This is a genomic window from Chromobacterium sp. FG89 (genome assembly GCF_057808735.1).
Genome location: NZ_JBMDIQ010000013.1, coordinates 77,916 through 100,108, shown reverse-complemented (window position 1 = coordinate 100,108; position 22,193 = coordinate 77,916). Strand labels below are relative to the sequence as shown.

The following is a 22,193-nucleotide window of genomic DNA, read 5'->3' as shown; positions in this document are numbered from 1 at the left end:
GTGATAATTCCGGGGACCATCCAGAAACGTCAAAAACGGACGATTTCGGAATCAACAACAAAATCCGTCTTCACCGGAAGGCCGGGCCGTCAGGATTCTACCCGCGCATCGACGGCCGGTTAAGAGGTGGAGCTACAGACACTCGCTCTACACGGGAGTTCTCAATGGAATTTAACATAAAAAGCGGCAGTCCGGAAAAGCAACGGGTAGCTTGCGTTATCGTCGGCGTGTACGAATCCCGCAAGCTGACCTTCGCCGCGGACCTGCTGGATCGCATCTCCAACGGCTTCATCAGCGACGTGCTGCGCCACGGCGATATGGAGGGCAAACTGGGCAGCACGCTGGTGTTGCATTCGGTGCCGCACACTCTGTGCGACCGGGTGATGCTGGTGGGCTTGGGCAAGGAGCGGGAGTTCCGCGCCAAGGAATACCGCGAGGCGGTGCGCGCCTCGGTCAAGGCCTTGACCCAGACTTCGGCGGTGGAGGCGGTCAGCTACCTGAGCGAACTGACAGTCAAGAAACACGACGTCGAGTGGATGATAGAACAGGCGGCGGTGGTGACGCTGGACGCCTTGTACCGTTTCGACCGCTTCAAGAGCAAGGTGGACGAATCGGTGCGCGAGCCGCGCAAACTGACGCTGGCGGTGCCGCGCCGCAGCGATCTCGCCGACGGCGAAAAAGGCCTGCAACGCGGCCTGGCCATCGGCAGCGGCATGAAGCTGGCCAAGGACCTGGGCAATCTGCCGGGCAATGTCTGCACCCCCAGCTATCTGGGCGAAGAAGCGCGCCAGATGGCCGCGGCCTTCGGCGCCGACGCTGAAATCCTGGGCCCCAAGGACATCGCGGAACTGGGCATGGGCTCCTTCCTGTCCGTGGCCAAGGGCAGCGTGGAAGAGGCTCGCTTGATCGTGCTGCGCCATCACGGCGCCAAGGACAAGGGCGACAAGCCCATCGTGATGGTGGGCAAGGGCATTACCTTCGATTCCGGCGGCATCTCGCTGAAACCGGGCGAGGGCATGGACGAGATGAAGTACGATATGTGCGGCGCGGCCACCGTGCTGGGCGCTTTCCGCGCCGCGGTGGAAATGAACCTGCCGCTGAACCTGGTCGCCATCGTGCCCACTTGCGAGAACATGCCCAACGGCAACGCGCTGAAGCCGGGCGACATCGTCACCTCGATGTCCGGCCAGACCATCGAGATTCTGAACACCGACGCCGAGGGCCGGCTGATCCTGTGCGACGCGCTGACCTACGCCGAGCGCTTCGACCCGGCAACCGTGATCGACGTGGCCACGCTGACCGGCGCCTGCGTGATCGCGCTGGGCCATATCGCCACCGCGCTGTACAGCAATCAGGACAGCCTGGCGCGCGAACTGCTGGCCGCCGGCGAGGAAGTGGCCGACCGCGCTTGGCATATGCCGTTGTGGGACGAGTATCAGGACATGTTGAAGAGCCCGTTCGCCGATATGGCGAACATCGGCGGCCGTCCGGGCGGCAGCATCACCGCGGCCTGCTTCCTGTCGCGCTACGCCAAAGCATACGACTGGGCGCATCTGGACATCGCCGGCACCGCCTGGAAGGGCGGCAAGGACAAGGGCGCCACCGCGCGTCCGGTGCCTTTGCTGGTGCAGTTCCTGCAAGACCGCGCCGACATCGCGCTGGGCAATGTGGTGCGCCGTGGCCGTCCGCGCCGCGAAACCCCTGAAACGGTGGACGATGAGCAGGATTGATTTTTACACCAAAGTGGCCGACCCGCAGGGCTTCGCCTGCCTGCTGGCGGCCACGGTGATGCGCAAGGGGGAGCGGCTGCTGATCTGGTTCGACAGCGAGCAGCAGCTCGACACCTTCAGCCGGCAGCTGTGGAGCTTCGGCGATACCCGCTTCGTGCCGCACTGCAGGCTGGGCGCCGACGAGGCGGCGGACACGCCGATCTGGCTGACCGCCCGCCTGCCGGACGCGCTGGAGCACCCGGTATTGTTGAACCTGGGTTCGAATTTGCCGGAGCGGATGGAGCGCTTTGATCGTATTCTGGAGATAGTCGGACGCGACGAAGCGTCGCTGGAGACGGCGCGCCTGCGGTTCAAGGCGTATCGCGAGCGCGGTTATGCAATCGAACATCACGACATGAGCAATAAGTGACCATGAGCGAGCCGTCAAAGCCCAAAGAGCCTGACTGGTCCGGCCTCAACCTGCCGGTGTTGACCGAGGTGGTGGATGAGTCGCAAGTGCCTACCTTGGGCGACGAAGTCATCGACATCCCCGATTTTGATTTCTCCAGCGAACTGGACGCGCTGGCCGACCAGTTGGGCGAGCCGCCGCAGGACCTGCCCGCCGAACTGGAAATTCCCGAACTGAGCCTGGAGGAGCTGATCGCCGCTCCCGTTCCCGGCGAAGAGCCTTTGCTGGACCTGGCTTCGCTGCCGTCGCTGGATCTGGACGACATGCCGGCCTCCGAACTGGGCATCGAGCAAGTGCTGCCCGGCTGGAACCCCGCCGCGGCCTTGCCGGAGGCGGCGCTGCCGGCGGCGGAAGCCGGCGATTTCGAATTTTCGCTGCAGCCGGCCGGCGAGGAGCCGGCGGAGGCTTTGGCCGACGAGTCCGCGTCCATCGCGGAAGAGCCGCCGGCCGCGGCGCCTGCCCCGGCGCTCGATGCCGTGCCGCTAGTCGCCGAGGCTGAGCCGGCAATGGCCGCCGCGCCTGCGGCCGCCGAACCGGAGCCTGTTGGCATCGAGATTTCGGACGCGGAGGCGCCGACCGCCGTACCGCCCGCGCCGGATGTCGGCGTGGCCGAGACGCTGATCGAGCCGCCTGCGCCGACGCCTTTCACTTCCATTTCCTTGGATAGCCTGCCCACCGGCGTGCTGGGCGGCGGAGTCGGGCCGGAAACCCAGGTGGACAGCTTGCTGCCGAATTGGCCGGAGAGCCCGGCGGAGGAAGCCGCCCCCGTCTGGCCGGAACCCGCCGAGGCCCCGTCCGCCGGCGCGCCGGCGGACGATCTGGAACAATTTGCGCTGCTCCAGGGCGAGAGCGCCGTCGAAGCGCCGCCCGAGATGGATGTGCTGCCTGTGCCGGCGTTTGACGTCGCGCCGGCCGTAGCGCCCGAAGCGGTGTTTGAACCGGCGGTGGCGCTTCCCGATGCGATGATTTCGCCGGAGTCCGCCGTCGCCGCGGCGCTTGCCGCGCCGGGAGAGGAGCCCTTGCTGGCCGAGATCGACCAGGCGCTGGCGGGCTTGCAGACGGAGCCTGTCTTGGCGATGCCGGAGGCCGTTGAGGCGGAGGCGCATGAGCCTCCGGCTGAGACGGAAGCGCCAATGATGGACGCCGCGTTTGCCGAAGCGGCGGCAGAGCCGGTGTTGGACGAGGCGCTGGAACCGCAAGTGGCCGAGCTGGAAGCCCCGCATCTGGGCGCTGGGTTTGCCGAGCCGGTGGAGGCCGAAGCGGTAGCCGAGCCTGTGCTGGACGAGGCGTTGGAGCCGCAAGCCGCCGAGTTGGAAGTCCCGCATCTGGACGCTGAATTTGCCGAGCCGGCGGAAGCCGAAGCGGTAGCCGAGCCTGTGCTGGATGAGGCGCTGGAGTCGCAAGCTGCCGAACTGGAAGCCCCGCAGCTGGACGCTGGGTTTGCCGAGCCGGCGGAAGCCGAAGCGGTAGCAGAGCCTGTGCTGGACGAGGCGTTGGAGCCGCAAGCCGCCGAGTCGGAAGTCCCGCAGCTGGACGCTGCGTTTGCCGAGCCGGCGGAAGCCGAAGCGGTAGCCGCGCCTGTGCTGGACGAGGCGCTGGAGCCGCAAGCCGCTGAGACGGAAGCCCCGCATCTGGACGCGGCGTTTGCCGAGCCGGCGGAAGCCGAAGCGGTAGCCGAGCCTGAGTTGGGCGAAGTGCTGGAGCCGCAAGCTGCCGAACCGGAAGTTCCGCAGCTGGACGCTGCGTTTGCCGAGCCGGCGGAAGTTGAAGCGGTAGCCGAGCCGGTGCTGGACGAGGCGCTGGAACCGCAAGCCGCCGAGTTGGACGTTTCGCAGCTGGACGCTGGGTTTGCCGAGCCGGCGGAAGCCGAAGCGGCGGCAGAACCTGTACTGGAAGATGTGCTGGAGCCGCAAGCCGCCGAGTTGGAAGTCCCGCAGCTGGACGCTGAGTTTGCTGAGCAGGCGGAAGCCGAAGCGGTAGCAGAGCCTGTGCTGGACGAGGTGCTGGAGTCGCAAGCCGCTGAGCCGGAAGTCCCGCATCTGGATGCTGGGTTTGCCGAGCCGGCGGAAGCCGAAGCGGTAGCCGCGCCTGTGTTGGACGAGGCGCTGGAGCCGCAAGCCGCCGAGTTGGACGTCCCGCATCTGGACGCTGAGTTTGCCGAGCCGGTGGAAGCCGAAACGGTAGCCGAGCCTGTGCTGGACGAGGCGCTGGAGCCGCAAGCTGCCGAACCGGAAGCCCCGCATCTGGACGCTGCGTTTGCCGAGTCGGCGGAAGCCGAAGCGGTAGCCGAGCCTGTGCTGGACGAGGCGTTGGAGCTGCAAGCCGCCGAGCCGGAAGCCCCGCAACTGGACGCTGAGTTTGCCGAGCAGGCGGAAGTCGAAGCGGTAGCCGAACCTGTATTGGATCAAATGCTGGAGCCGCAAGCGGCTGAGCCGACAATGCCCTTGGCGGACGCCGAGCCCGAGTCCTTGGCCCTGGCCGAGGGCGAGATTCCCGAACTGACGGTGCTGGAGTCCGAACCCGAGACCGAGACGGATGGGACGGGGGCCGCGGAGTTGGCGGCGGGAGCCGGGGCGCTGGCCGCCGCGGGCCTGGCGCTGGCTGCCGGCGCGGCGTCGTCGGGAGAACCCGAGCGGGAAGCCGTTTCCGACGCGCCGCCGGCGCGCGGCGTGGAAGTCTTGAAAGTGTCCGAGGTGGCTTCGGCCGCCGCGGCCGCCGCGATGATGGCGCCTCAGGCGGTGAATGCGCCGCCGGGCACGGTGGCGGTGATAGACGAGCAGGCCTTGTTGCAGTCCATGTACGAGAAAATGCTGCCGCGGATGAAGGTGGAGCTGTCCTTGTGGTTGCAGGACGCTTTGGAGTTGCAGGCCAAGCAGATGTTGTCCGGCGTGATGCATCAGCTCAAGGAGGATTACGAGATGTTGTTCGGCGAGGCCTTGAAGGAGAGCTTGCGCCAGACCATCAATTCTTTGGGCAAGATTGAAAAGGATGGGAAACGCGATGAGTGATAGGTTATCGCATATCGTCACCCGCACCGGCGACGATGGCAGCACCGGCCTGGGCGACGGCAGCAGGGTGGGCAAGGACAGCTTGCGCATTTGCGCGCTGGGCGAGGTGGACGAGCTGAACTCGGTGCTGGGCGTGTTGCTGGCGGAGACCTTGCCGGACGAGGTCAGGACCTGGCTGTCTGAGGCGCAGCACGATTTGTTCGATCTGGGCTCGGAGCTGGCGGTGCCCGGCTACAGCGCCTTGGGCGCCGAGCATGTGCAGGCGCTGGAGGCTGTGGTCGCCTTCCTCAACGAGGATTTGCCGCCGCTGAAGGAGTTCATCCTGCCCGGCGGCTGCCGGGCGGCGGCGCTGGCGCACCAGGCGCGTTCGGCATGCCGCCGCGCCGAGCGCGCGGTGGTGGCGCTGGCGCAGCGGGAGACGGTGTCCGACGCCGCGCGCCGTTATCTGAACCGTCTGTCCGATCTGCTGTTCGTGCTGTCGCGCTATCTGAACCGTCAGGCCGGCGAGCCGGACGTGCTGTGGCGACCGGGGCGCAAAACCGGAGAGGCCTGAGAGGCTGTTCGATGTCTGCTGCGCGTCGGCGGGATGGTCCGAGCGGCGATCCGGCAAGAAAAACGGCAATCCGCATGGATTGCCGTTTTTTTTCAGTGAGGAGGCCTCAGGCCACTTCCGAAACCCGCGGACGGTAGGTGCTGTTCTGCAGCAGGGACTGGGTGGTCTGGTACTGGGTGACCGCCAGCTGGCCGCTGGCGTTCTGCTGTTGGGAACGGGCCACCGCGTTGTTCGCGTTGTTGTTGGTCTGATTGGTCTGCTGTTCCGCCTGATTGTTGGCGGCTTGCTGCTCATTGGCCGCCGGCACCGTGTTCGGGCGCGGCGGCGTCGCCGGCGGGGCGCTGGCGGCGCGATTGGCGCTGGCCGCTTCCGCCGCGCGCTGCTGAGCCCGCGGGGTGTCGTTGGCCGCGGCGGCCGGCGCGGCGGAGCTGGCCAGGGCGGCGGTTTGCGCCTGTTCCTGGCTGACCCTTTGCTGCTCGCCGTTGCGGGTTTGCGCGGCATTGGTCTGCGCGGTGTTCAGCTGGCGTTGCAGCTGCTGTTCGACCCGCGCGGTGTCGGGGTTCTGCCGGACCGCGGCCTGGCTGACGTTTTGCTGGGAAACCGCAGGAGTGGCGGACCGCGGTTCTTCCAGCGTCTTTTGCTCAGGCCGCGTGTTCTGCAGCGATTGCAATTGCTGCAGAGAGTTGAGGCTGCCTATGCTGCCGGTGCTTGCCATATCGCTCTCTCCAAACCGTGGGTGCCGTTGCCGTCGCGCAGGACGGTATAGAGCCCAGTTGCCCTATATCGCTGATTCTAGAATCTTTTTTACCGGATTGCCGAATTTTTTCAGGCCTAAAGGTCAGATTTGTGGCAGTAATACCAATTCCAGCATGCGTTCGGCCAATTGATCCACGCTCAGCGGCCCTTGGGAGCGGTACCACTGTACCGACCAGTGCAGGCTGCCCAGCAGGGTGCGGCGCAGCAGCGCGGTGTCGGGCTTGACCAGGCCGGCGGCGGCGGCTTCGTCCAGCGCTTGCTGCCACAGCGCTTCGTAGCGGTCGCGCAACACGATCAGGCCGGGCCGGGCGGCGGCGGACACGCTGCGCCATTCGTAGAGCATCACTTCCAGCGCCGCCTGATTGTCTCCCAGCAGCGAATTGAGGTGGACGCGGAACAGCGCGGCCAGCTTGGCCCGCGGCGATCCGGCCGCGTCCAGCGCGCGCTTCAGCTGTTCGGTGGTGCTGGTGATGCCCAGCGCCATCACCGCGACCAGGATCTCCTCCTTGGTGCGGAAGTGGTAGAACAGGCTGCCGGACTGCATGCCGACCGCGTTGCCCAGGTCGCGCACCGTGGTGCGCTCGTAGCCCTGGTCGCGGAACAGTATCGCCGCGGCGCGGATCAGCTCCATGCGGCGGCTGTTTTCTTCGACGGGTGCGGTGTTGTCTGTGCTCATTATTGTGTTTTTTCTTGGGAGTGGGCGGGCAGCAGCGGAAGCGCGGCTTGCCAGACCCGTTCCGGCTCCATTTTTTCCAGGCAATCGGTATGGCCGTACGGACAGGTCCGTTCGAAACAGGGGCTGCAATCCAGGTTGAGGGAGACGATGGCGGCCCGCGTCGACAAGGGCGGCGTGAAGTCGGGGCTGGAGGAGCCGTACAGCGCCACCAGCGGCTTGTCCAGCGCCGCGGCCACGTGCATCAGGCCGGAATCGTTGCAGACGGCGAGCCGGGTCAGGCCTATCAGGTCTATCGCTTCTTCCAGGCCGGTGGCGCCGCAGAGGTTGACGGCCAGGCCGCCGGACAGGCGGCTGATGTCGTCGCCCACTTCGCGGTCCTTGCCGGAGCCGAACAGCCACACCGCGTAGCCGGCGGCGTCGAAGCGGCGGGCCAGTTCGGCGAAGTGCCGGGCCGGCCAGCGCTTGGCCGGGCCGTACTCGGCGCCGGGGCAGAAGGCGACCGCGGGCCGACCGGCGTCCAGTTGCAGCTTGTCCAGCGCCGCCCGCTGGCTGGCGTCGGTGAGGGCCAGCCGCGGATGGCTGAGCGGCCGCGGCAGCGGCTCGCCCTTGTCTTCCGCCAGCGCGCAAAAGCGTTCCACCATCATGGGCAGCGCCTGCTCGTCCAGTTCGCGCGCGTCGTTGAGAATCCAGTAGCGCGATTCGCCGAGAAAGCCGGTGCGCAGCGGGATGCCGGCGAACAGCGGAATCAAGGCGGATTTCAGCGAGTTGGGCAGCACGATGGCTTGATCGAAGCGTTCGGCGGCCAGCTGGCGCGCCACTTTCCAGCGCTCGCCCAGGCGCAGCGCGCCGTGGCCGAAGGGGTTGAGATGAGCCTTGGCCACTTCCGGCATCCGCGCCAGCAAGGGCAGGGTCCAGGCCGGCGCGAACACGTGCAGCTCCAGATCGGGGTGGCGTTGGTGCAGTCTTTGGTACAGCGGTTGCGCCATGACGCTGTCGCCGACCCAGGAAGGGCCGATGACGAGGATTTTCTTCTTCATTGCAGATGTTCCGATTGCAAACCGAAACCGGGGCGCGGCCCGGCTTGGGTTTGCAGACGAGGCGGGCCGGCAAGCAAAAAAGGTGCGGCTCGCGCCACACCTTAGCTGCGTTGCCGGCGCGGAGCCGGTCTCAGTGGTGGCCGCCTGCCGGGCCGTTCAGCTTGTAGCGGGTGCCGCAATAGGGGCACAGCGCTTCGCCGGTCTTGTGCACGGGCAGGAACACGCGCGGGTGGGAGTTCCAGGACACCATGTCCGGCATCGGGCAATGCAGCGGCAGGTCGTGCTGGGTGACTTCGATCACGCGTTGAGTGTTTTCTTTCTGTTCAGCCATTCTGTATTCCTTGCGGAGCCGCCGCGCGGGCGGCTCGTCTTGCTTAGTTGACGTAGGTCAGCCAGTGCTGGTGTTCGGCATCCAGTCCTTTGACGATGTCGAAGTAGCGCTTCTGGATTTCGGCGGTGATGGTACCACGATTGCCGTCGCCGATCGCGCGTCTGTCGAGTTCGCGGATCGGGGTCACTTCGGCGGCGGTGCCGGTGAAGAAGGCTTCGTCCGCGCTGTAGACCTCGTCGCGGGTGATGCGCTTTTCTATCAGTTCCAGGCCCATTTCCTTGGAGATCTGCACCACGGTGTCGCGGGTGATGCCTTCCAGCGCGCTGGTCAGGTCCGGAGTGTACAGCTTGCCCTTGCGGATGATGAAAATGTTTTCGCCGGAACCTTCCGCCACGAAACCGTCCACGTCCAGCAGCAGCGCCTCGTCGTAGCCGTCGGCGGTGGCTTCGTTGTTGGCCAGGATGGAGTTCATGTAGTTGCCGTTGGCCTTGGCCTTGCACATGGTGATGTTGACGTGGTGGCGGGTGAAGGAGGAGGTCTTCACGCGTATGCCTTTTTCCAGGCCTTCGTCGCCCAGATAGGCGCCCCAGGGCCAGGCGGCCACGATCACGCGCACGTCGTTCTTCAGCGGCGCCACGCCCAGCTTGCCGGAGCCGTAGAAGGCCATCGGGCGGAAATAGCAGGATTTCAGGCCGTTGGCCTTGACCACGTCCAGATGGGCCTGGCTGATCTGTTCCGGCGTGAACGGCAGCGCCATGCCCAGGATCTTGGCGGAGCGGAACAGCCGCGCGGTATGGTCTTCCAGACGGAAGATGGCCGGACCCTTGGGGGTTTCGTAAGCGCGCACGCCTTCGAACACGCCCATGCCGTAGTGCAGGGTGTGGGTCAGCACGTGGGTGGTGGCGTCGCGCCAGTCCACCATTTCGCCGTCATACCAGATTTTTCCGTCACGATCAGCCATCGACATCTTGGTGTTCTCCAATATTGTGTTTTCGCTTTGGGATGGGGCCGGATCTTGTCCGACCGTATCCAATGAGTTTATCTCGCCCCCATGACGCTGTGAACCGTTTATTTGAGCGCTTGCTCGAATACTTGCCGCCACAAGGATCGGCAGAGGCCGTAGTCCTCCAGCAAGGCGGCGTCCGGCGTCACGGTCTGCTTTTCGTTGAGCCGGGCGGCGTGTTGCAGCCGGCGGTAGTGGCGGTAGGCGTTGCGCGCGGCTTCGGCGTCGGAGGCGGGGATCAGCCCGGCCTCGGCGGCGGTGGCCAGCAGCGCGATATTGCCGGCGTTGGCGGTCAGCGCCGGCAGCGCGTGGGCGTGGGCCAGGATCAGGTATTGGACCAGGAATTCGATGTCTATGATGCCGCCGCGCGCGTTTTTGGGGTCTTCGTCGCGGGCGGGGTGGCTGTCCAGCATGCGCTGGCGCATCGCCAGCACCTCGTCTCGCAACACGGCCGGCTCGCGCCGACGGGTCAGGATGGCGTGGCGTTCCTGTTCGAACTGGACGCCGACTTCGGCGTCGCCGGCCACGTAGCGGGCGCGGGTCAGCGCCTGGTGTTCCCAGACCCAGGCCTGTTGCTCCTGGTATTGGCGGAAGGCGTTGACCGAGCTGACCAGCAGGCCGCTGGCGCCGTTGGGGCGCAGCCGCAGGTCGATGTCGTAGAGCACGCCGGCGGCGGTGGCGCTGGTCAGCCAGGTGGACATCTTGCGCGCCAGCCGCGAATAGAGTTCGGCGGCGTCCGGGTGCTCGTCGTCGTAGAGGAAGATCAGGTCCAGGTCCGAGGCGTAGCCCAGCTCTTTGCCGCCCAGCTTGCCGTAGCCGATGATGGCGAAACGCGGCGTGTCGCAGTGGCGGCTGGGGATGTCCAGCCAGGCGTGGCGCAGCGTGGCCGCCAGCACGATGTCGGCCAGCAGCGACAGTTGATCGGACAGCGCCTCCACCGTCCACATGCCGGCCAGGTCCTGCGCCACCAGGCGGAAGGATTGCGCGTGCTGGAAGTGGCGCAGCGCGTCCATCTTGGCCTCCACGTCGCCGTCGGCCTGGCTCAGCTGCTGTTCCAGTTGTTCCGCCAGTTGCGGCCAGTCCGGCGTGGCGTAGAGCACGCGCGCGTCCAATAGCTCGTCCAGCAGTATCGGGTGGCGGGTCAGATAGCCAGAAACCCAGGCGCTGGACGAGTAGAGCGAGGCCAGCCGTTGCAGGGTCTGCGGGTATTCGGTCAGCAGCGCCAGGTAGGAGGCGCGGCGGCTGATCGCTTCCATCAAGGCGATGATGCGGGTCAGCGTGGCGTCGGCGTTGTCGAAGCGGGAGGCGACTTCGATCAGCGCCGGCATCAATTGATCGAACTGCTTGCGGCCGTTCAGCGGCATCTGCTGGTAGCGCTGCCCCTGGGCCAGGCTTTGCAGCTGGCGAGCCACTTGTTCCGGTTCGGCGAAGCCCAGCTGGCGCAGCTTCTCCACCGGCAATTCTTCGGCGATGTCGCTCCAGAGTTCGGTGAGCGGATGATCGGCGGCGCCCTCGGTGGGCAGGATGAACACTTGTTCGAAGTGGCGGGTGACTTTGCGGCGCTGCTGGTTGAGCCGGTTCATGAACTGCTCCCAGTCGGCGCAGCCCATGGCGGCGGCGATGCGGGCGCGGTTGTCCGCGGCGGCGGGCAGGGTCTGGGTCTGTTGATCGTCCAGATATTGCAGCCGGTGTTCCAGATTGCGCAGGAAGGCGTAGGCTTCCTGCAGCTCGGCGACGGCGGCGGGTTCCAGCAGCCGCAATTCGCCCAGCCGGCGCAAGGTTTCGCGGGTGCCGCGCAGTTGCAGGCTGCGGTCGCGGCCGCCGCGTATCAGCTGGAAGACCTGGGCGATGAATTCCACTTCGCGGATGCCGCCGGGGCCCAGCTTGATGTTGTCGGCCATGTCGCGGCGGGCCACTTCGCGGCGGATCTGCGCGTGCAGTTCGCGCATCGCGCCGTAGGCGCTGTAGTCCAGGTATTTGCGGTAGACGAAGGGGCGCGCCGTGTCGGCCAGCGCCGCCGCGTCGCCGCTGAGCGGCCTGGCCTTGATCCAGGCGTAGCGCTCCCATTCCCGGCCCTGGCTCAGCAGATAGTTTTCCAAGGCGGCGAAGCTCATCGCCAGCGGGCCGGAGTCGCCGTAGGGCCGCAGCCGCATGTCGACGCGGAACACCTGGCCGTCGGCGGTGACGTCGTTGAGCAGGGCGATCAGCTTCTTGCCCACCTGGGTGAAGTATTCGTGGTTGCTGATGGCGCGGCCGCCATGGGCGGCGCCGTCGGTGTCGCCGCTTTCCGGGTAGACGAAGATCAGGTCGATGTCGGAACTGACGTTGAGTTCGCCGCCGCCCAGCTTGCCCATGCCGATGACGATCAATTGCTGGACCTCGCCGCTGTCCTCGCCTATCGGCTGGCCGTAGTGGGCGAGGCCGGCGCGGGCGCAGGCCAGCGCCCGTTCGACGGCGAAATCGGCCAGCGCGCTGACGGTGGACACCACCTCGTCCAGATCCGCCAGGCCGTTGAGATCGCGGCAGATCAGCCGCGCCACCACCGCCTGGCGCAGCCGCCGCAGCGCCGGCGCCAGCCCCTCGGCGTCGCTCAGCGCCCGCCAGTCGGCGAAGGCTTCCATCTCCGCCGCGTCGAAAGGCCGGCCTAGCCTGGCTTGCAGCCGCTCCAATTCTTCGGGGCGGGCGGTCAGCAGACGCTGCAGATAGTGAGAGAACTCGCGGCTGCGGGCAATGGCAGCGGCCGTGTTTGCTGGCATAATAGGCCTCTACGGCATGTCAATTCTTGATGGCCACATTGTAACGGTTTGCCGCATTTGGAAAAGCTCTTCTCCGTTCTGTCCCATATCCATGTGATCAAGGTCCTGAAACGGACCTGTGCGCTGTTGGGAATGGCCGCCGCCGCCGCCTTGACGCTGCTGCTGGCGGCTTTTTGCGCGTTCACTTTCTGGGTGCTGCCCAATCTGAACCAGTTTCGCCAGCCGCTGGAGCGTTATCTGAGCCAGTCGCTGGGGCGGCCGGTGCAGGTGGCGGCCTTGTCCGGCGAATGGCTGACCGTGGGGCCGCGTTTCGAGCTGGGCGGCGTCACCATCGCCAATCCGCAGGACGGCAAGGCGCTGACCTTGCGCCAGGTGTCGCTGGAGCCTTCGTGGCGTTCCTTGCTGGCGCTGGAACCGCGGCTGGCCAGCGTGGTGGTCAAGGGCCCGACGGTGGAGCTGCTGCGCTCGCGCCAGGGCGTGATCTATCTGAACGGCTTCGATCTGAGTTCCGGCTCCGCCGACAGCGGTCTGGGCAATTGGCTGCTGCGCCAGCCCAGCTTGGAGATCAGCGACGCGCGGCTGAGCTGGCAGGATGAATTGCTGGGCCTGCCGCGGCTGGACCTGAGCCAGGGCCAGCTCAAGCTGAGCGCCGGCCTGTTCGGCCACGGCCTGAAGCTGTCCGGCCAGCCGGCGGCGTCCTTGGGCAAGGGCTTCGATCTGACGGCGTCCTGGCGCGGCGACGACATTGCCGCCTGGCAGCAGTGGTCGGGCTCGCTCAAGGTGGCGCTGGACGGCGCCAAGGTGGGGTCGTGGACGCGTTATCTGCAACAACTGGGCATGCTGCGCAGCGGCGAGGGCAGCGGCACGGTGGAGATGTCCTTCTCCGACGGCGCCATCGACGCCTTGAAAGCCAGCGTCAACGTCCACGACGCCGCCTACACGCCGCCGGATTCCCACGAACTGGTGCTGCCGCGGCTGCAGGGCGAGTTGCAGCTGACGCGTCAGCTCAGCGGCAGCTATAAGGTCAAGGCCAGCCGGCTGAGCCTGGCCAGCGCCAGCGGCCTGGCTTTCGACAATTCCAATATCGACGGCGAGTGGCGTTACGGCGAGCAAGGCTTCGGCCAACTGACGCTGGACAATGTGGACCTCAGCCACCTGACCCCCTTCATCCACGCGCTGGGCGCCGACCGCAACCCGCTGTTCGCGCGTTTTTCCCCCAGCGGCGCGCTGCGCGACCTGACCGTCAGCTGGAAGGGCGCGCTGGAAGCGCCCAAGGCCTTCAAACTCAAATCCCGTTTTGAAAAGCTGGCCTGGCAGCCGTTCGGGGAGCTGCCCGGCGTGTCCGGCGTCAGCGGCGCGATCAGCTTCGACGAAAAAGGCGGCCGCCTGCAGCTGGACACCGGCAAGTCCCAGGTCAGCTATCCCTCGGTGTTCGTCGCGCCGTTGAATTTCGACAAGCTGACCGCCGACGTGGGCTGGCGGCGGGAAGGGCAGGCGGTGGTCTTGGACTTCCGCCAGGCCGCCTTCTCCAACGCCGATTTGTCCGGCAGCCTGCAAGGCAGTTATCGGCATCAGGGCGCCGGGGCCGGCGTAGCCGATCTGCGCGCCAGCATCGCCGGAGTGCCGGCGGCCAGGGTGGCGGAGTATCTGCCGCACGAGGTGGGCGAGCACACTTTGCGCTGGCTGCGCCAGGCCTTGCAGGGCGGGCAGCTGCGCCAGGCGACGATGAAGCTGCGCGGCGATCTGGAGCAGTTCCCCTTCGTGGGCGGCAAGGGCGGCGAGTTCCTGGTGGAGGCCGAGGTGGAGCGCGCGCGTCTCAGCTATCAGTCCGGCTGGCCGCGCATCGACGACATCGACGCCCAATTGCTGTTCCGCAACGAACGGATGGAGGTGAACGCGCGCCGCGCCGTCACCGTGGGCGTGCCGCTGAGCGGCGTCAAGGCGGTGATAGACAATCTGGGCGCCAACGTGCCCATGCTGACGGTGGAGGGCCGCGCGGCCGACCGTCTGCAGCGCATGCTGGCCTTCACCACGCAAAGCCCGGTAGACGGCTGGCTGGACGGTTTCACCGGCCAGATCGAAGCCGGCGGCGACGCCAGCCTGGATTTGAAACTGGGGATACCGCTGGCCGGCGAACAGGGCGTGACGGTGCGCGGCGACATCCGCTTCGCCGACAACGCGCTGCGCTTCAAATCCCTGCCGATTCCGCCGCTGAGCAAGGCGCGCGGCCGGCTGACCTTTACCGAACGCGGCGTGGACAGCCCGGGCCTGCAGTTCGTCGGCTTCGGCGGTCCGTTCCAGTTGAAGGCCAACACCGGCGCAGACAAGCGCATGCGTTTCGAACTGGCCGGCCAGGCCGATTCGCGTCAAGTGCTGAAGCAGTATCTGCCGGCGCTGGCGGAGCAGGTGTCGGGCAAGTCCGGCTACCGCGCGCAGTTCGTCGTCAAGCAGGGCTTGGAAAGCCTGGCGGTGAGTTCGGACTTGCAGGGCACCGCCTTCGATTTGCCGCCGCCGCTGGCCAAGAGCGCCGGCGCGGCCTTGCCGCTGCAACTGCAGCTGCGGCCGCAGCAGATGCGCGGCGTCCAGACCCAGCGGCTGGACTTCAGTCTGGACGGCATGATAGCCGGCCGCCTGCGTTTGAACGAACACGGCGATTTGCAGGCCGGCGCGCTGGGCGTGGGCCGCGCGCCGGGCGAGCCGGCGGCGTCCGGCCTGGCGGTGCGGGTGGCGCAGCCCAAGGTGGTGCTGGACGATTGGCTGAAACTGGCCGACGGCGCCGCGCAGTCCAGCGGCGGCGGAGAGCCTGCGGCCCTGCCGGCCTTGCAGCTGGAACTGGAAACGCCGGAACTGGTGTTGCCGGGCCTGAGCCTGCACAAGGTCAACGCCCGCTTGGGCAACCGCGAGTTGTCCAAGGCCTGGACCGTACAGCTGCGCTCCAATGAGATGAGCGGCGACGCCAGCTATCGGCCGGAAGGCAACGGTCTGTTGCAGGCCAACCTCAGCCGTCTGGCCTTGAGCCTGCCGGCGGAGAAGAAGGAGGGCGCGGCGGAGGCCAAGGCCGCGCCCGGCGGCGAAGCCTCGGTGCTGAACCGCCGGCTGCCGGAGATGAAGGTGCGTGTCGGCGAACTGGTGTTGCAGGGGCGCTCGGTGGGCCGGCTGGAGCTGGAGGCGCGCCGCGACGGCAGCGTCTGGCAGATGGCGCCCTTGCGGCTGACCACCAACGACGGCACGCTGAAGGCCACGGTGCGTTCGGACGCGCGCGGCGCCGGCAATGTCGACGCCCGCTTCGAATTGCTCGTCGGCGACGCCGGCAAGCTGCTGACGCGGCTGGGTCAGGGCGAGATTTTCCGCAATGGCCAGGGCACGCTCAACGGCCGCTTGAATTGGCCCGGCGGCCTGGGCGATCTGGATTTGGCCAAGGTATCCGGCGAATTGGCGCTAGACTTCAAGGACGGACGCTTCGCCAAGGTGGACCCGGGCGTGGTCAAGCTCCTGGGCGCGCTCAGCCTGCAATCGTTGCCGCGTCGCATTCGTTTGGACTTCACCGACGTGTTCAGCGACGGCTTCGCCTTCGACAGCCTGAAAGGCGAGGCGCAGGCGCGCAACGGTCTGTTCACTTCGTCCAAGGTGGAGATGAAGGGGCCGGGCGCGGACGTGACGATTTCCGGAGAACTGGACCTGGGCAAGGAAAGCCAGGCCTTGAAAGTGCACGTGGTGCCGCGGCTGGCGGAAAGCGTGGCGCTGGCGGCGGGGGCGGCCCTGCTCAATCCGGTGGTGGGCATCGCCACGCTGGCGGCGCAGAAAGTGCTGCGCGATCCGGTGGGCCGCATCCTGTCGGTGGATTACGAAGTGAGCGGCTCCTTGCGCGACCCCAAGGTGGTGCGCACGGCGATCGGTCCGATACAGCAGAACAAAGGGGGGAAACCATGAAGCAAAAATTCCTGGCGGCGGCGGTGCAAATGGTGTCCGGCTCCGACGTGGACGCCAATTTGCAGCGCGCCGCGCATTGGGTGGCGGAAGCCGCCGGCAAGGGCGCGCGGCTGGTGGTCTTGCCCGAGTATTTTTGCCTGATGGGGCGGCAGGAAACCGATAAGGTGGCCGTGTGCGAAGCCTACGGCGACGGCCCCATCCAGAGCGCGCTGGCGCGGATGGCGCAGGAGAACGGCGTGTGGCTGGCGGCCGGCACCGTGCCCTTGCGCAGCCCGGAACCGCAGCGGGTGTTGAACACCACCTTGCTGTTCGACCCGGACGGCGAAGTGCGCGCCCGCTACGACAAAATCCATTTGTTCGGCTTCTCCGGCCTGGGCGAGACTTATTGCGAATCCAACACCATCCGTCCGGGCGAACAGCCGGTCAAGGCGGATCTGGGCTTCGCCGAGATGGCCTTCGGCATCTGCTACGATCTGCGTTTCCCTGAACTGTTCCGCCAGTTGTCGCCCTATGATCTGATGATTTTGCCGGCGGCCTTCACCGCCACCACCGGCGAGGCGCATTGGGAGCCCTTGCTGCGCGCGCGCGCGATAGAGAATCAGAGCTATGTGCTGGCCTCGGCGCAGGGCGGAGAACACGACAACGGCCGCAAGACCCACGGGCATTCGATGATCATCGATCCCTGGGGCCGCGTGCTGGCCGAAATAGACAAGGGCGAGGGCGTGATCCTCGCCGAAATCGACCCGACATTGATCCAGTCGGTGCGCACCCGCCTGCCGGCGCTGGCGCACCGCGTACTCGCGTGAAAGAACCCGACACTATGCAAGATGCTTTCTCCGCGGCAGACAGCCTGCTGCTCAAGCCTTACGGTCTGGACGAGGCGGCTTTGGAAGCCACGCTGGCGCGCATGCGCCACCACGCCATCGACTACGCCGATCTCTATTTTCAATACACCCGCAGCGAGGCCTGGAGCCTGGAAGAGGGCATCGTCAAGTCCGGCAGTTTCAGCATTGACCAAGGCGTGGGCGTGCGCGCGGTGGCCGGCGACAAGACCGCCTTCGCCTATTCCGACGCCATCAGCCTGGAAGCGCTGAGCCGCTCCGCCGACGCGGTGCGCGCCATCGGTCAGGCGGGCGGGGACGGTTCCGCCGGCGCGCAGACCCGGCGCGCGCCCAAGCCGCTGTACCCGGCGCTGGACCCCTGCCACAGCCTGGAGGCGGCGGCCAAGGTGGCCTTGCTGGAAAAAGTGGAGCGGATGGCGCGGGCGCAGGACCCGCGGGTGATCCAGGTGATGGCCGGCATGGCCAGCGAATACGACGTGGTCTACGTGGCGCGCCACGACGGCGTGCGCGCCGCCGACGTGCGGCCGCTGGTGCGGCTGTCGGTGATGGTGATCGCCGAGCAGAACGGCCGCCGCGAGCAGGGATCCAGCGGCGGCGGCGGCCGCTTCGACCTGGCCTACTTCGACGACGAGGTGCTGGAGCGCTACGCGCGCCAGGCGGTGCATCAGGCGCTGACCAATCTGGATTCGCGGCCGGCGCCGGCGGGCCAGATGACCGTGGTGCTGGGGCCGGGCTGGCCCGGCGTGCTCTTGCACGAGGCGATAGGCCATGGCCTGGAAGGCGATTTCAACCGCAAGGGCACTTCGGCCTTTTCCGGCAAGATCGGCCAGCGGGTGGCGGCGCCGGGCGTCACGGTGGTGGACGACGGGGTGATGGAAGAGCGTCGCGGCTCGCTGGCGATAGACGACGAGGGCAATCCCACTCAGCGCACCGTGCTGATCGAGGACGGCGTGCTCAAGGGCTATATGCAGGACGCGATGAATTCGCGCCTGATGCAGGTGGGCGCCACCGGCAACGGCCGCCGCGAGTCCTACGCCCACATCCCGATGCCGCGGATGACCAATACCTATATGCTGGCCGGTCAGCACGATCCGCAGGAAATCATCGCCTCGGTCAAGGACGGCCTGTACGCGGTCAATTTCGGCGGCGGCCAGGTAGACATCACCAGCGGCAAGTTCGTATTCTCCGCGTCGGAAGCCTGGCGCATCGAAAACGGCAAGCTCAGCTATCCGGTCAAGGGCGCCACCCTGATAGGCAACGGGCCGGACGTGCTCAACTACGTCAGCATGATAGGCAATGATTTGCAGCTGGATCAGGGCGTCGGCGTCTGCGGCAAGGAAGGCCAGAGCGTGCCGGTGGGCGTGGGCCAGCCCACGCTGCGCATAGACGGCGGCCTGACCGTGGGCGGCACCGGCGGCTAAGAACCTGTTCACGATCTACTGCGCTGCGGCGATACAGCGTTGAAAACAAGCTCAAAATGCTCATGTACCACTTGTACATTCCGCTTTTTCGCTCGTTTTCGCCTTGTCTCGCTCTTGCTCGCGAGATTGTGAACAGGCTCTAAGAACCTGCGTAAACAGGTTCTTTGAGAAAGGCGAAGCGCTGGAGCTTCGCCTTTTTTTACGCCTATTTTCAAATTGAACAAGCAGATCATCCAAATTTAAAGCCAATTATCAAATCCCTTCGGCGGCGACACAATGCGCTGGTCCGGTGTCGCCGTGTTGGCGGCGCCGCAATCGGGAGACGATGATGAAAGCTTTGACCTTGGCGCTGGGCTTCGGCCTGGCCTTGACCGCGGCCTTCGCCGGCGCGGCGGAAAACCTGCCGCAACCGGCGCGGGTGTGGGCGGACCGTCCGGCCGGCAGCACGGCGGCGGTGAAGCTGGCCGCGCTGCGCTACGCGGCGTTCTGGAACAGCGGCGATCCGCGTTACGCCGAACTGGCCTTGGACCCCGACTTCATCGACCGCACCCTGCCCGCCGGCCGTCAGCAGGGCTTGGCCGGGCCCTTGCAGGCCTCGCGCCAGTTCCGCGCCGCGGTGCCGGATTTGAAGGTGGACGTCACCGACATGGTGCTGGCCGGCGACCGCGTCGCGCTGCGCCTGCATTTCCAGGGCCATTTCAGCGGCCGCTTCGGCGACGTGCAAGGCCAGGGCCAGCCGGTGGAGTTCCAGGCCTTCGACCTGTACCGCGTCAAGAACGGCCGCATCGCCGAGAACTGGCATCTGGAAGACAATCTGACCCTGATGCAGCAACTGGGCGTGGTGAAGCCATGAGCGCGGGGGATTTTGCTTTCCACGGCCAGACCGTGGCGGTGCTGGGCGGCGGCTCCGGCATCGGCCGGGCGGTGGCGGACGCGGCCGCGGCGGCCGGCGCGCGGGTCTATGTGCTGGGACGCAGCGCCCAATCCGAGGCGGATCGCGAAGGCATCCAGGCGGACATGACGGACAGCCGGGCATTGGCCCGGGCCTTCGCCGACATCGGCCGCATCGATCATCTGGTGCTGACCGCCGGCGCCCGGGTCGGCGCGCCGGCCTTGGCCGAGTTGAGCGAGGAGGCCTTGCGGCAGACTTTCGACGTCAAGCTGTTCGGCAGCCTGCTGGCGGTGCGCGAGGCCTTGCCCTATCTGACGGAGCGGGCGTCGGTGACCTTCACCTCCGGCCTGCTGGCGCGCAAATTCTCCAGCGGCGGCCTGCTGAAAAGCACGGTCAACGCCGCGCTGGAGGCGGCGGCCAAGAATCTGGCCAAGGAACTGGCGCCGCGCCGCGTCAACGTGGTCAGCCCCGGCGTGGTGGACACCGAGCTATGGGGCGAGGCCGGCTCGGTCGCGCGCCAGGCGACGCTGGCGCGCATCGGCCAGGGCCTGCCCGTCGGCCGCGTCGGCCAGCCGCGGGAATTGGCGCAAGCCTATCTGCTGGCGATGGCCAACGGCTTCATCTCCGGCGCGGTGCTGGACGTGGAGGGCGGGGCCTTGTTGTAGGCCCTGGCCCAAGAGAGAGGACTCGAGATGTCCGATACCCTACCCATTAATCGTCGCCAGTTCCTGGCCGGCGCGGCCGCGGGCGGCACCGCGCTGATGCTGGCGCACGGCGCGGCGCTGGCGGCGACAGGAGCAAGCAAAATGACGGCAATTTCAACAAGCGGCGGCGCCTTCTGGCCGAACGGCGCCCGCCTGGCGATTTCGATTTCCATGCAGTTCGAGGCCGGCGCGCAGCCGGAGCGCGGCGCCAGCGGGCCGTTTCCGCCACTGGACCCCAAGTACGCGGATCTGCCGATGCAAAGCTGGTACGACTACGGCGTGAAGGAGGGCATTCCGCGGCTGCTGGACTTGTGGGACCGCACCGGGGTCAAGGTGACTTCGCACATGGTGGGGCAGGCGGTGGACCGCAGCCCGCGGCTGGCGCGCGAGATCGTGGCGCGCGGCCACGAGGCGGCGGCGCACGGCCAAACCTGGGAGCCGCAATACCCGATGACGCCGGAGCAGGAACTGGCGGCCTACAGCGCCAATATCGCCAGCATCGAGCGCGCCACCGGCACGCGGCCGGTGGGCTTCAACGCCTTCTGGCTGCGCGGCACGCCCAATACCCTGAGCATTCTGCAGCAACTGGGCTTTCTCTATCACATCGACAACGTCAGCCGCGACGAGCCGTTCACGGTGGCGGTCAAGGGCAAGCCGTTCGTGGTGGTGCCCTATACCTTGCGCAACAACGACATCGTGCGTTTCGATTCGCCGGCGCTGAGCAATGAGGCTTATCTGTCGGATCTGAAGGCTGAGTTCGACGTGCTCTACGCCGAGGCGGGTTCGCGGCGGCGGATGATGTCGATCAGCACCCACGACCGCATTTCCGGCTCGCCGGCGCGGGTCAAGGCGCTGGAGCAGTTCATCCGCTATGCGCAGAGCCATGCCGGCGTCGCCTTCATGCGCAAGGACGAGATCGCGCGCTACGCCTTGCAGGCGGACAAGGTGCCGGCGGACTGAGAGCCTTGGGTCTTGAGTCGCGTTCCACAACCGCGGGACGGCCATTGGCCGCGCCGCGGTTTTCTTAGAGCCTGTTTACGATCTCGCGAGCTAAGGCGAGACAAGGCGAAAACGGTTGAAGAAGCGGAATGTACAGGTGTTACATGAGCATTCTGAAAGCGTTTTCAACGCCGTATCGCCGACGCGCAGCAGATCGTAAACAGGTTCTTACAATTGGGCGCCGGCCTCCGGCAGCAGGGCGGTGGCCGGCAGCGTCGACAGCCGCTCGCGCAGGAAATCGATCAGCCGACGAATGCGCAGCGGCTGGCCGCGCTGGCCGGGGTAGAGCAGGTGCAGCGGCGCGCTGTCGGTGAAGTATTCGTCCAGCACCGTGAGCAGGCGGCCCTGGCGCAGATCGTCGGCGATGTCCAGCAGCGATTTGTAGGCGAAGCCCTGGCCTTGCAGCGCCCAGCGGCGGATCACCTCGCCGTCGTTGCTCTGCTGCGCGCGCTCCAGCCGCAGCGCGCGGCGCTGGCCGTGCTCGCGGTAAGGCCACTCGTGCATCGGGCCGTCGCCGGTGACCAGGGTCAGCGTCGGCAGCTCGGCCAGCTGCCGCGGATGGCTGGGCATGCCGGTGCGCGCCAGCAGCGCCGGCGCGGCGCAAACCACGCGGCGGCTGGCGGCCAGTTCGCGCGCGATCAGGCTGCTGTCCGCCGGCTGGCCGTAGCGGATGGCGATGTCGATGTCCTCGCCGATCAAATCGGCCGGGGTGTCGTCCAGCTGCAAGGCGAAATGCACCGCCGGGTGCAGGCGGCGGAATTCGTCCAGGCAGTCCAGCAAGGCGTGGCGGCCCAGGTCCGACGGCGCCGACAGCCGGATCAGGCCGCTGAGTTCGCGCTGCTCGCGCTGCAGCCGGTCCTGGCCTTGCTGAAGGGTGTCCAGCGCGCGCTGGCAGTGGTCGCGGAAGACTTCGCCGGCCTCGGTCAGCCGCAGCTGGCGGGTGGTGCGCTGGAATAGCCGGCTGTCCAGCGCGGCCTCCAGCCGCTGGATGCAGGCGCTGGCGGCGGCGGGGGACAGGCCTTGCTTGCGGCCGGCGGCGGAGAAGCTGCCCAGCTGGGCGGCGTCGAGGAAGAGGCGTAGGTCGTTGAGTCGATCGAGCATGAACGT

The 22,193-nt window shown here is 66.9% G+C and carries 17 protein-coding genes; 10 read left to right on the top strand and 7 right to left on the bottom strand.

All coding sequences use genetic code 11. The annotated features are described in order from the left end of the window. The first annotated feature begins 164 nt into the window (after window positions 1-164). Genes ACODRW_RS14430 through ACODRW_RS14415 form a run of 4 tightly spaced genes read left to right on the top strand, consistent with a single transcriptional unit; the run spans window position 165 to window position 5,739 of the window. On the top strand, window positions 165-1,730 hold the full coding sequence (locus tag ACODRW_RS14430) for a leucyl aminopeptidase (RefSeq protein WP_107798756.1): 1,566 nt from the start codon (window positions 165-167) through the stop codon (window positions 1,728-1,730). Further along, window positions 1,717-2,139 carry a DNA polymerase III subunit chi gene (locus ACODRW_RS14425; RefSeq protein ID WP_048412222.1) on the top strand — a complete coding sequence of 141 codons (423 nt, stop codon included), beginning with the start codon at window positions 1,717-1,719 and terminating at the stop codon, window positions 2,137-2,139. Before ACODRW_RS14430 ends, ACODRW_RS14425 begins: the two co-directional genes overlap by 14 nt. Window positions 2,140-2,141: 2 nt before the next feature. Next, complete coding sequence (locus ACODRW_RS14420) at window positions 2,142-5,186, top strand: hypothetical protein (RefSeq protein WP_488906033.1); 3,045 nt, start codon at window positions 2,142-2,144, stop codon at window positions 5,184-5,186. Further along, window positions 5,179-5,739 carry a cob(I)yrinic acid a,c-diamide adenosyltransferase gene (locus tag ACODRW_RS14415; protein WP_488906032.1) on the top strand — a complete coding sequence of 187 codons (561 nt, stop codon included), beginning with the start codon at window positions 5,179-5,181 and terminating at the stop codon, window positions 5,737-5,739. Before ACODRW_RS14420 ends, ACODRW_RS14415 begins: the two co-directional genes overlap by 8 nt. A gap of 106 nt (window positions 5,740-5,845) precedes the next feature. Here the strand turns inward: ACODRW_RS14415 and ACODRW_RS14410 are convergent, their stop codons facing one another. From ACODRW_RS14410 to glnE, 6 genes are all read right to left on the bottom strand, one after another. After that, entirely contained in the window at window positions 5,846-6,454 is a 609-nt protein-coding gene (locus tag ACODRW_RS14410) for a hypothetical protein (protein WP_107798759.1), read from the bottom strand. Between the two features lie 123 nt (window positions 6,455-6,577). Further along, window positions 6,578-7,171 carry a TetR/AcrR family transcriptional regulator gene (locus tag ACODRW_RS14405; RefSeq protein ID WP_107798760.1) on the bottom strand — a complete coding sequence of 198 codons (594 nt, stop codon included), beginning with the start codon at window positions 7,169-7,171 and terminating at the stop codon, window positions 6,578-6,580. Beyond that, window positions 7,171-8,208, bottom strand: coding sequence for a lipopolysaccharide heptosyltransferase II (gene waaF / locus ACODRW_RS14400; RefSeq protein WP_107798761.1), 1,038 nt, complete (start codon window positions 8,206-8,208; stop codon window positions 7,171-7,173). The genes ACODRW_RS14405 and waaF overlap by 1 nt, the downstream gene beginning before the upstream one ends. A 130-nt stretch (window positions 8,209-8,338) precedes the next feature. Further along, window positions 8,339-8,539 carry a zinc-finger domain-containing protein gene (locus ACODRW_RS14395; protein WP_019104039.1) on the bottom strand — a complete coding sequence of 67 codons (201 nt, stop codon included), beginning with the start codon at window positions 8,537-8,539 and terminating at the stop codon, window positions 8,339-8,341. 43 nt (window positions 8,540-8,582) lie between these two features. After that, window positions 8,583-9,506: a branched-chain amino acid transaminase gene (locus ACODRW_RS14390; protein WP_107798762.1), complete on the bottom strand. Its 924-nt coding sequence runs from the start codon at window positions 9,504-9,506 to the stop codon at window positions 8,583-8,585. Window positions 9,507-9,607: 101 nt separating this feature from the next. Then, window positions 9,608-12,298 (bottom strand): bifunctional [glutamate--ammonia ligase]-adenylyl-L-tyrosine phosphorylase/[glutamate--ammonia-ligase] adenylyltransferase, encoded by a 2,691-nt coding sequence (gene glnE, locus ACODRW_RS14385; protein WP_488906031.1) that lies wholly within the window; start codon window positions 12,296-12,298, stop codon window positions 9,608-9,610. A gap of 57 nt (window positions 12,299-12,355) precedes the next feature. On the opposite strand from glnE, the gene ACODRW_RS14380 reads away from it, so the two are divergent. The 6 genes from ACODRW_RS14380 to ACODRW_RS14355 all read left to right on the top strand — a co-directional run bounded on the left by ACODRW_RS14380 (window position 12,356) and on the right by ACODRW_RS14355 (window position 21,047). Beyond that, on the top strand, window positions 12,356-16,228 hold the full coding sequence (locus ACODRW_RS14380; RefSeq protein ID WP_488906030.1) for a YhdP family protein: 3,873 nt from the start codon (window positions 12,356-12,358) through the stop codon (window positions 16,226-16,228). After that, entirely contained in the window at window positions 16,225-17,034 is an 810-nt protein-coding gene (locus ACODRW_RS14375) for a carbon-nitrogen hydrolase family protein (RefSeq protein ID WP_488906029.1), read from the top strand. The genes ACODRW_RS14380 and ACODRW_RS14375 overlap by 4 nt, the downstream gene beginning before the upstream one ends. Before the next feature lie 14 nt (window positions 17,035-17,048). Next, a complete protein-coding gene (gene tldD / locus ACODRW_RS14370) occupies window positions 17,049-18,491 on the top strand; it encodes a metalloprotease TldD (protein WP_107798766.1) in 1,443 nt (480 codons plus the stop codon). A 328-nt stretch (window positions 18,492-18,819) separates the two neighbouring features. Then, window positions 18,820-19,344 (top strand): ester cyclase, encoded by a 525-nt coding sequence (locus ACODRW_RS14365; RefSeq protein WP_488906028.1) that lies wholly within the window; start codon window positions 18,820-18,822, stop codon window positions 19,342-19,344. Continuing rightward, window positions 19,341-20,048: an SDR family oxidoreductase gene (locus ACODRW_RS14360; RefSeq protein ID WP_488906027.1), complete on the top strand. Its 708-nt coding sequence runs from the start codon at window positions 19,341-19,343 to the stop codon at window positions 20,046-20,048. The genes ACODRW_RS14365 and ACODRW_RS14360 overlap by 4 nt, the downstream gene beginning before the upstream one ends. Before the next feature lie 27 nt (window positions 20,049-20,075). Continuing rightward, window positions 20,076-21,047 (top strand): polysaccharide deacetylase family protein, encoded by a 972-nt coding sequence (locus ACODRW_RS14355; RefSeq protein ID WP_253314931.1) that lies wholly within the window; start codon window positions 20,076-20,078, stop codon window positions 21,045-21,047. Window positions 21,048-21,254: 207 nt separating this feature from the next. On the opposite strand, the gene ACODRW_RS14350 is transcribed toward ACODRW_RS14355, so the two are convergent. After that, a complete protein-coding gene (locus ACODRW_RS14350; RefSeq protein WP_227103577.1) occupies window positions 21,255-22,187 on the bottom strand; it encodes a LysR family transcriptional regulator in 933 nt (310 codons plus the stop codon). Window positions 22,188-22,193: the final 6 nt, after the last annotated feature.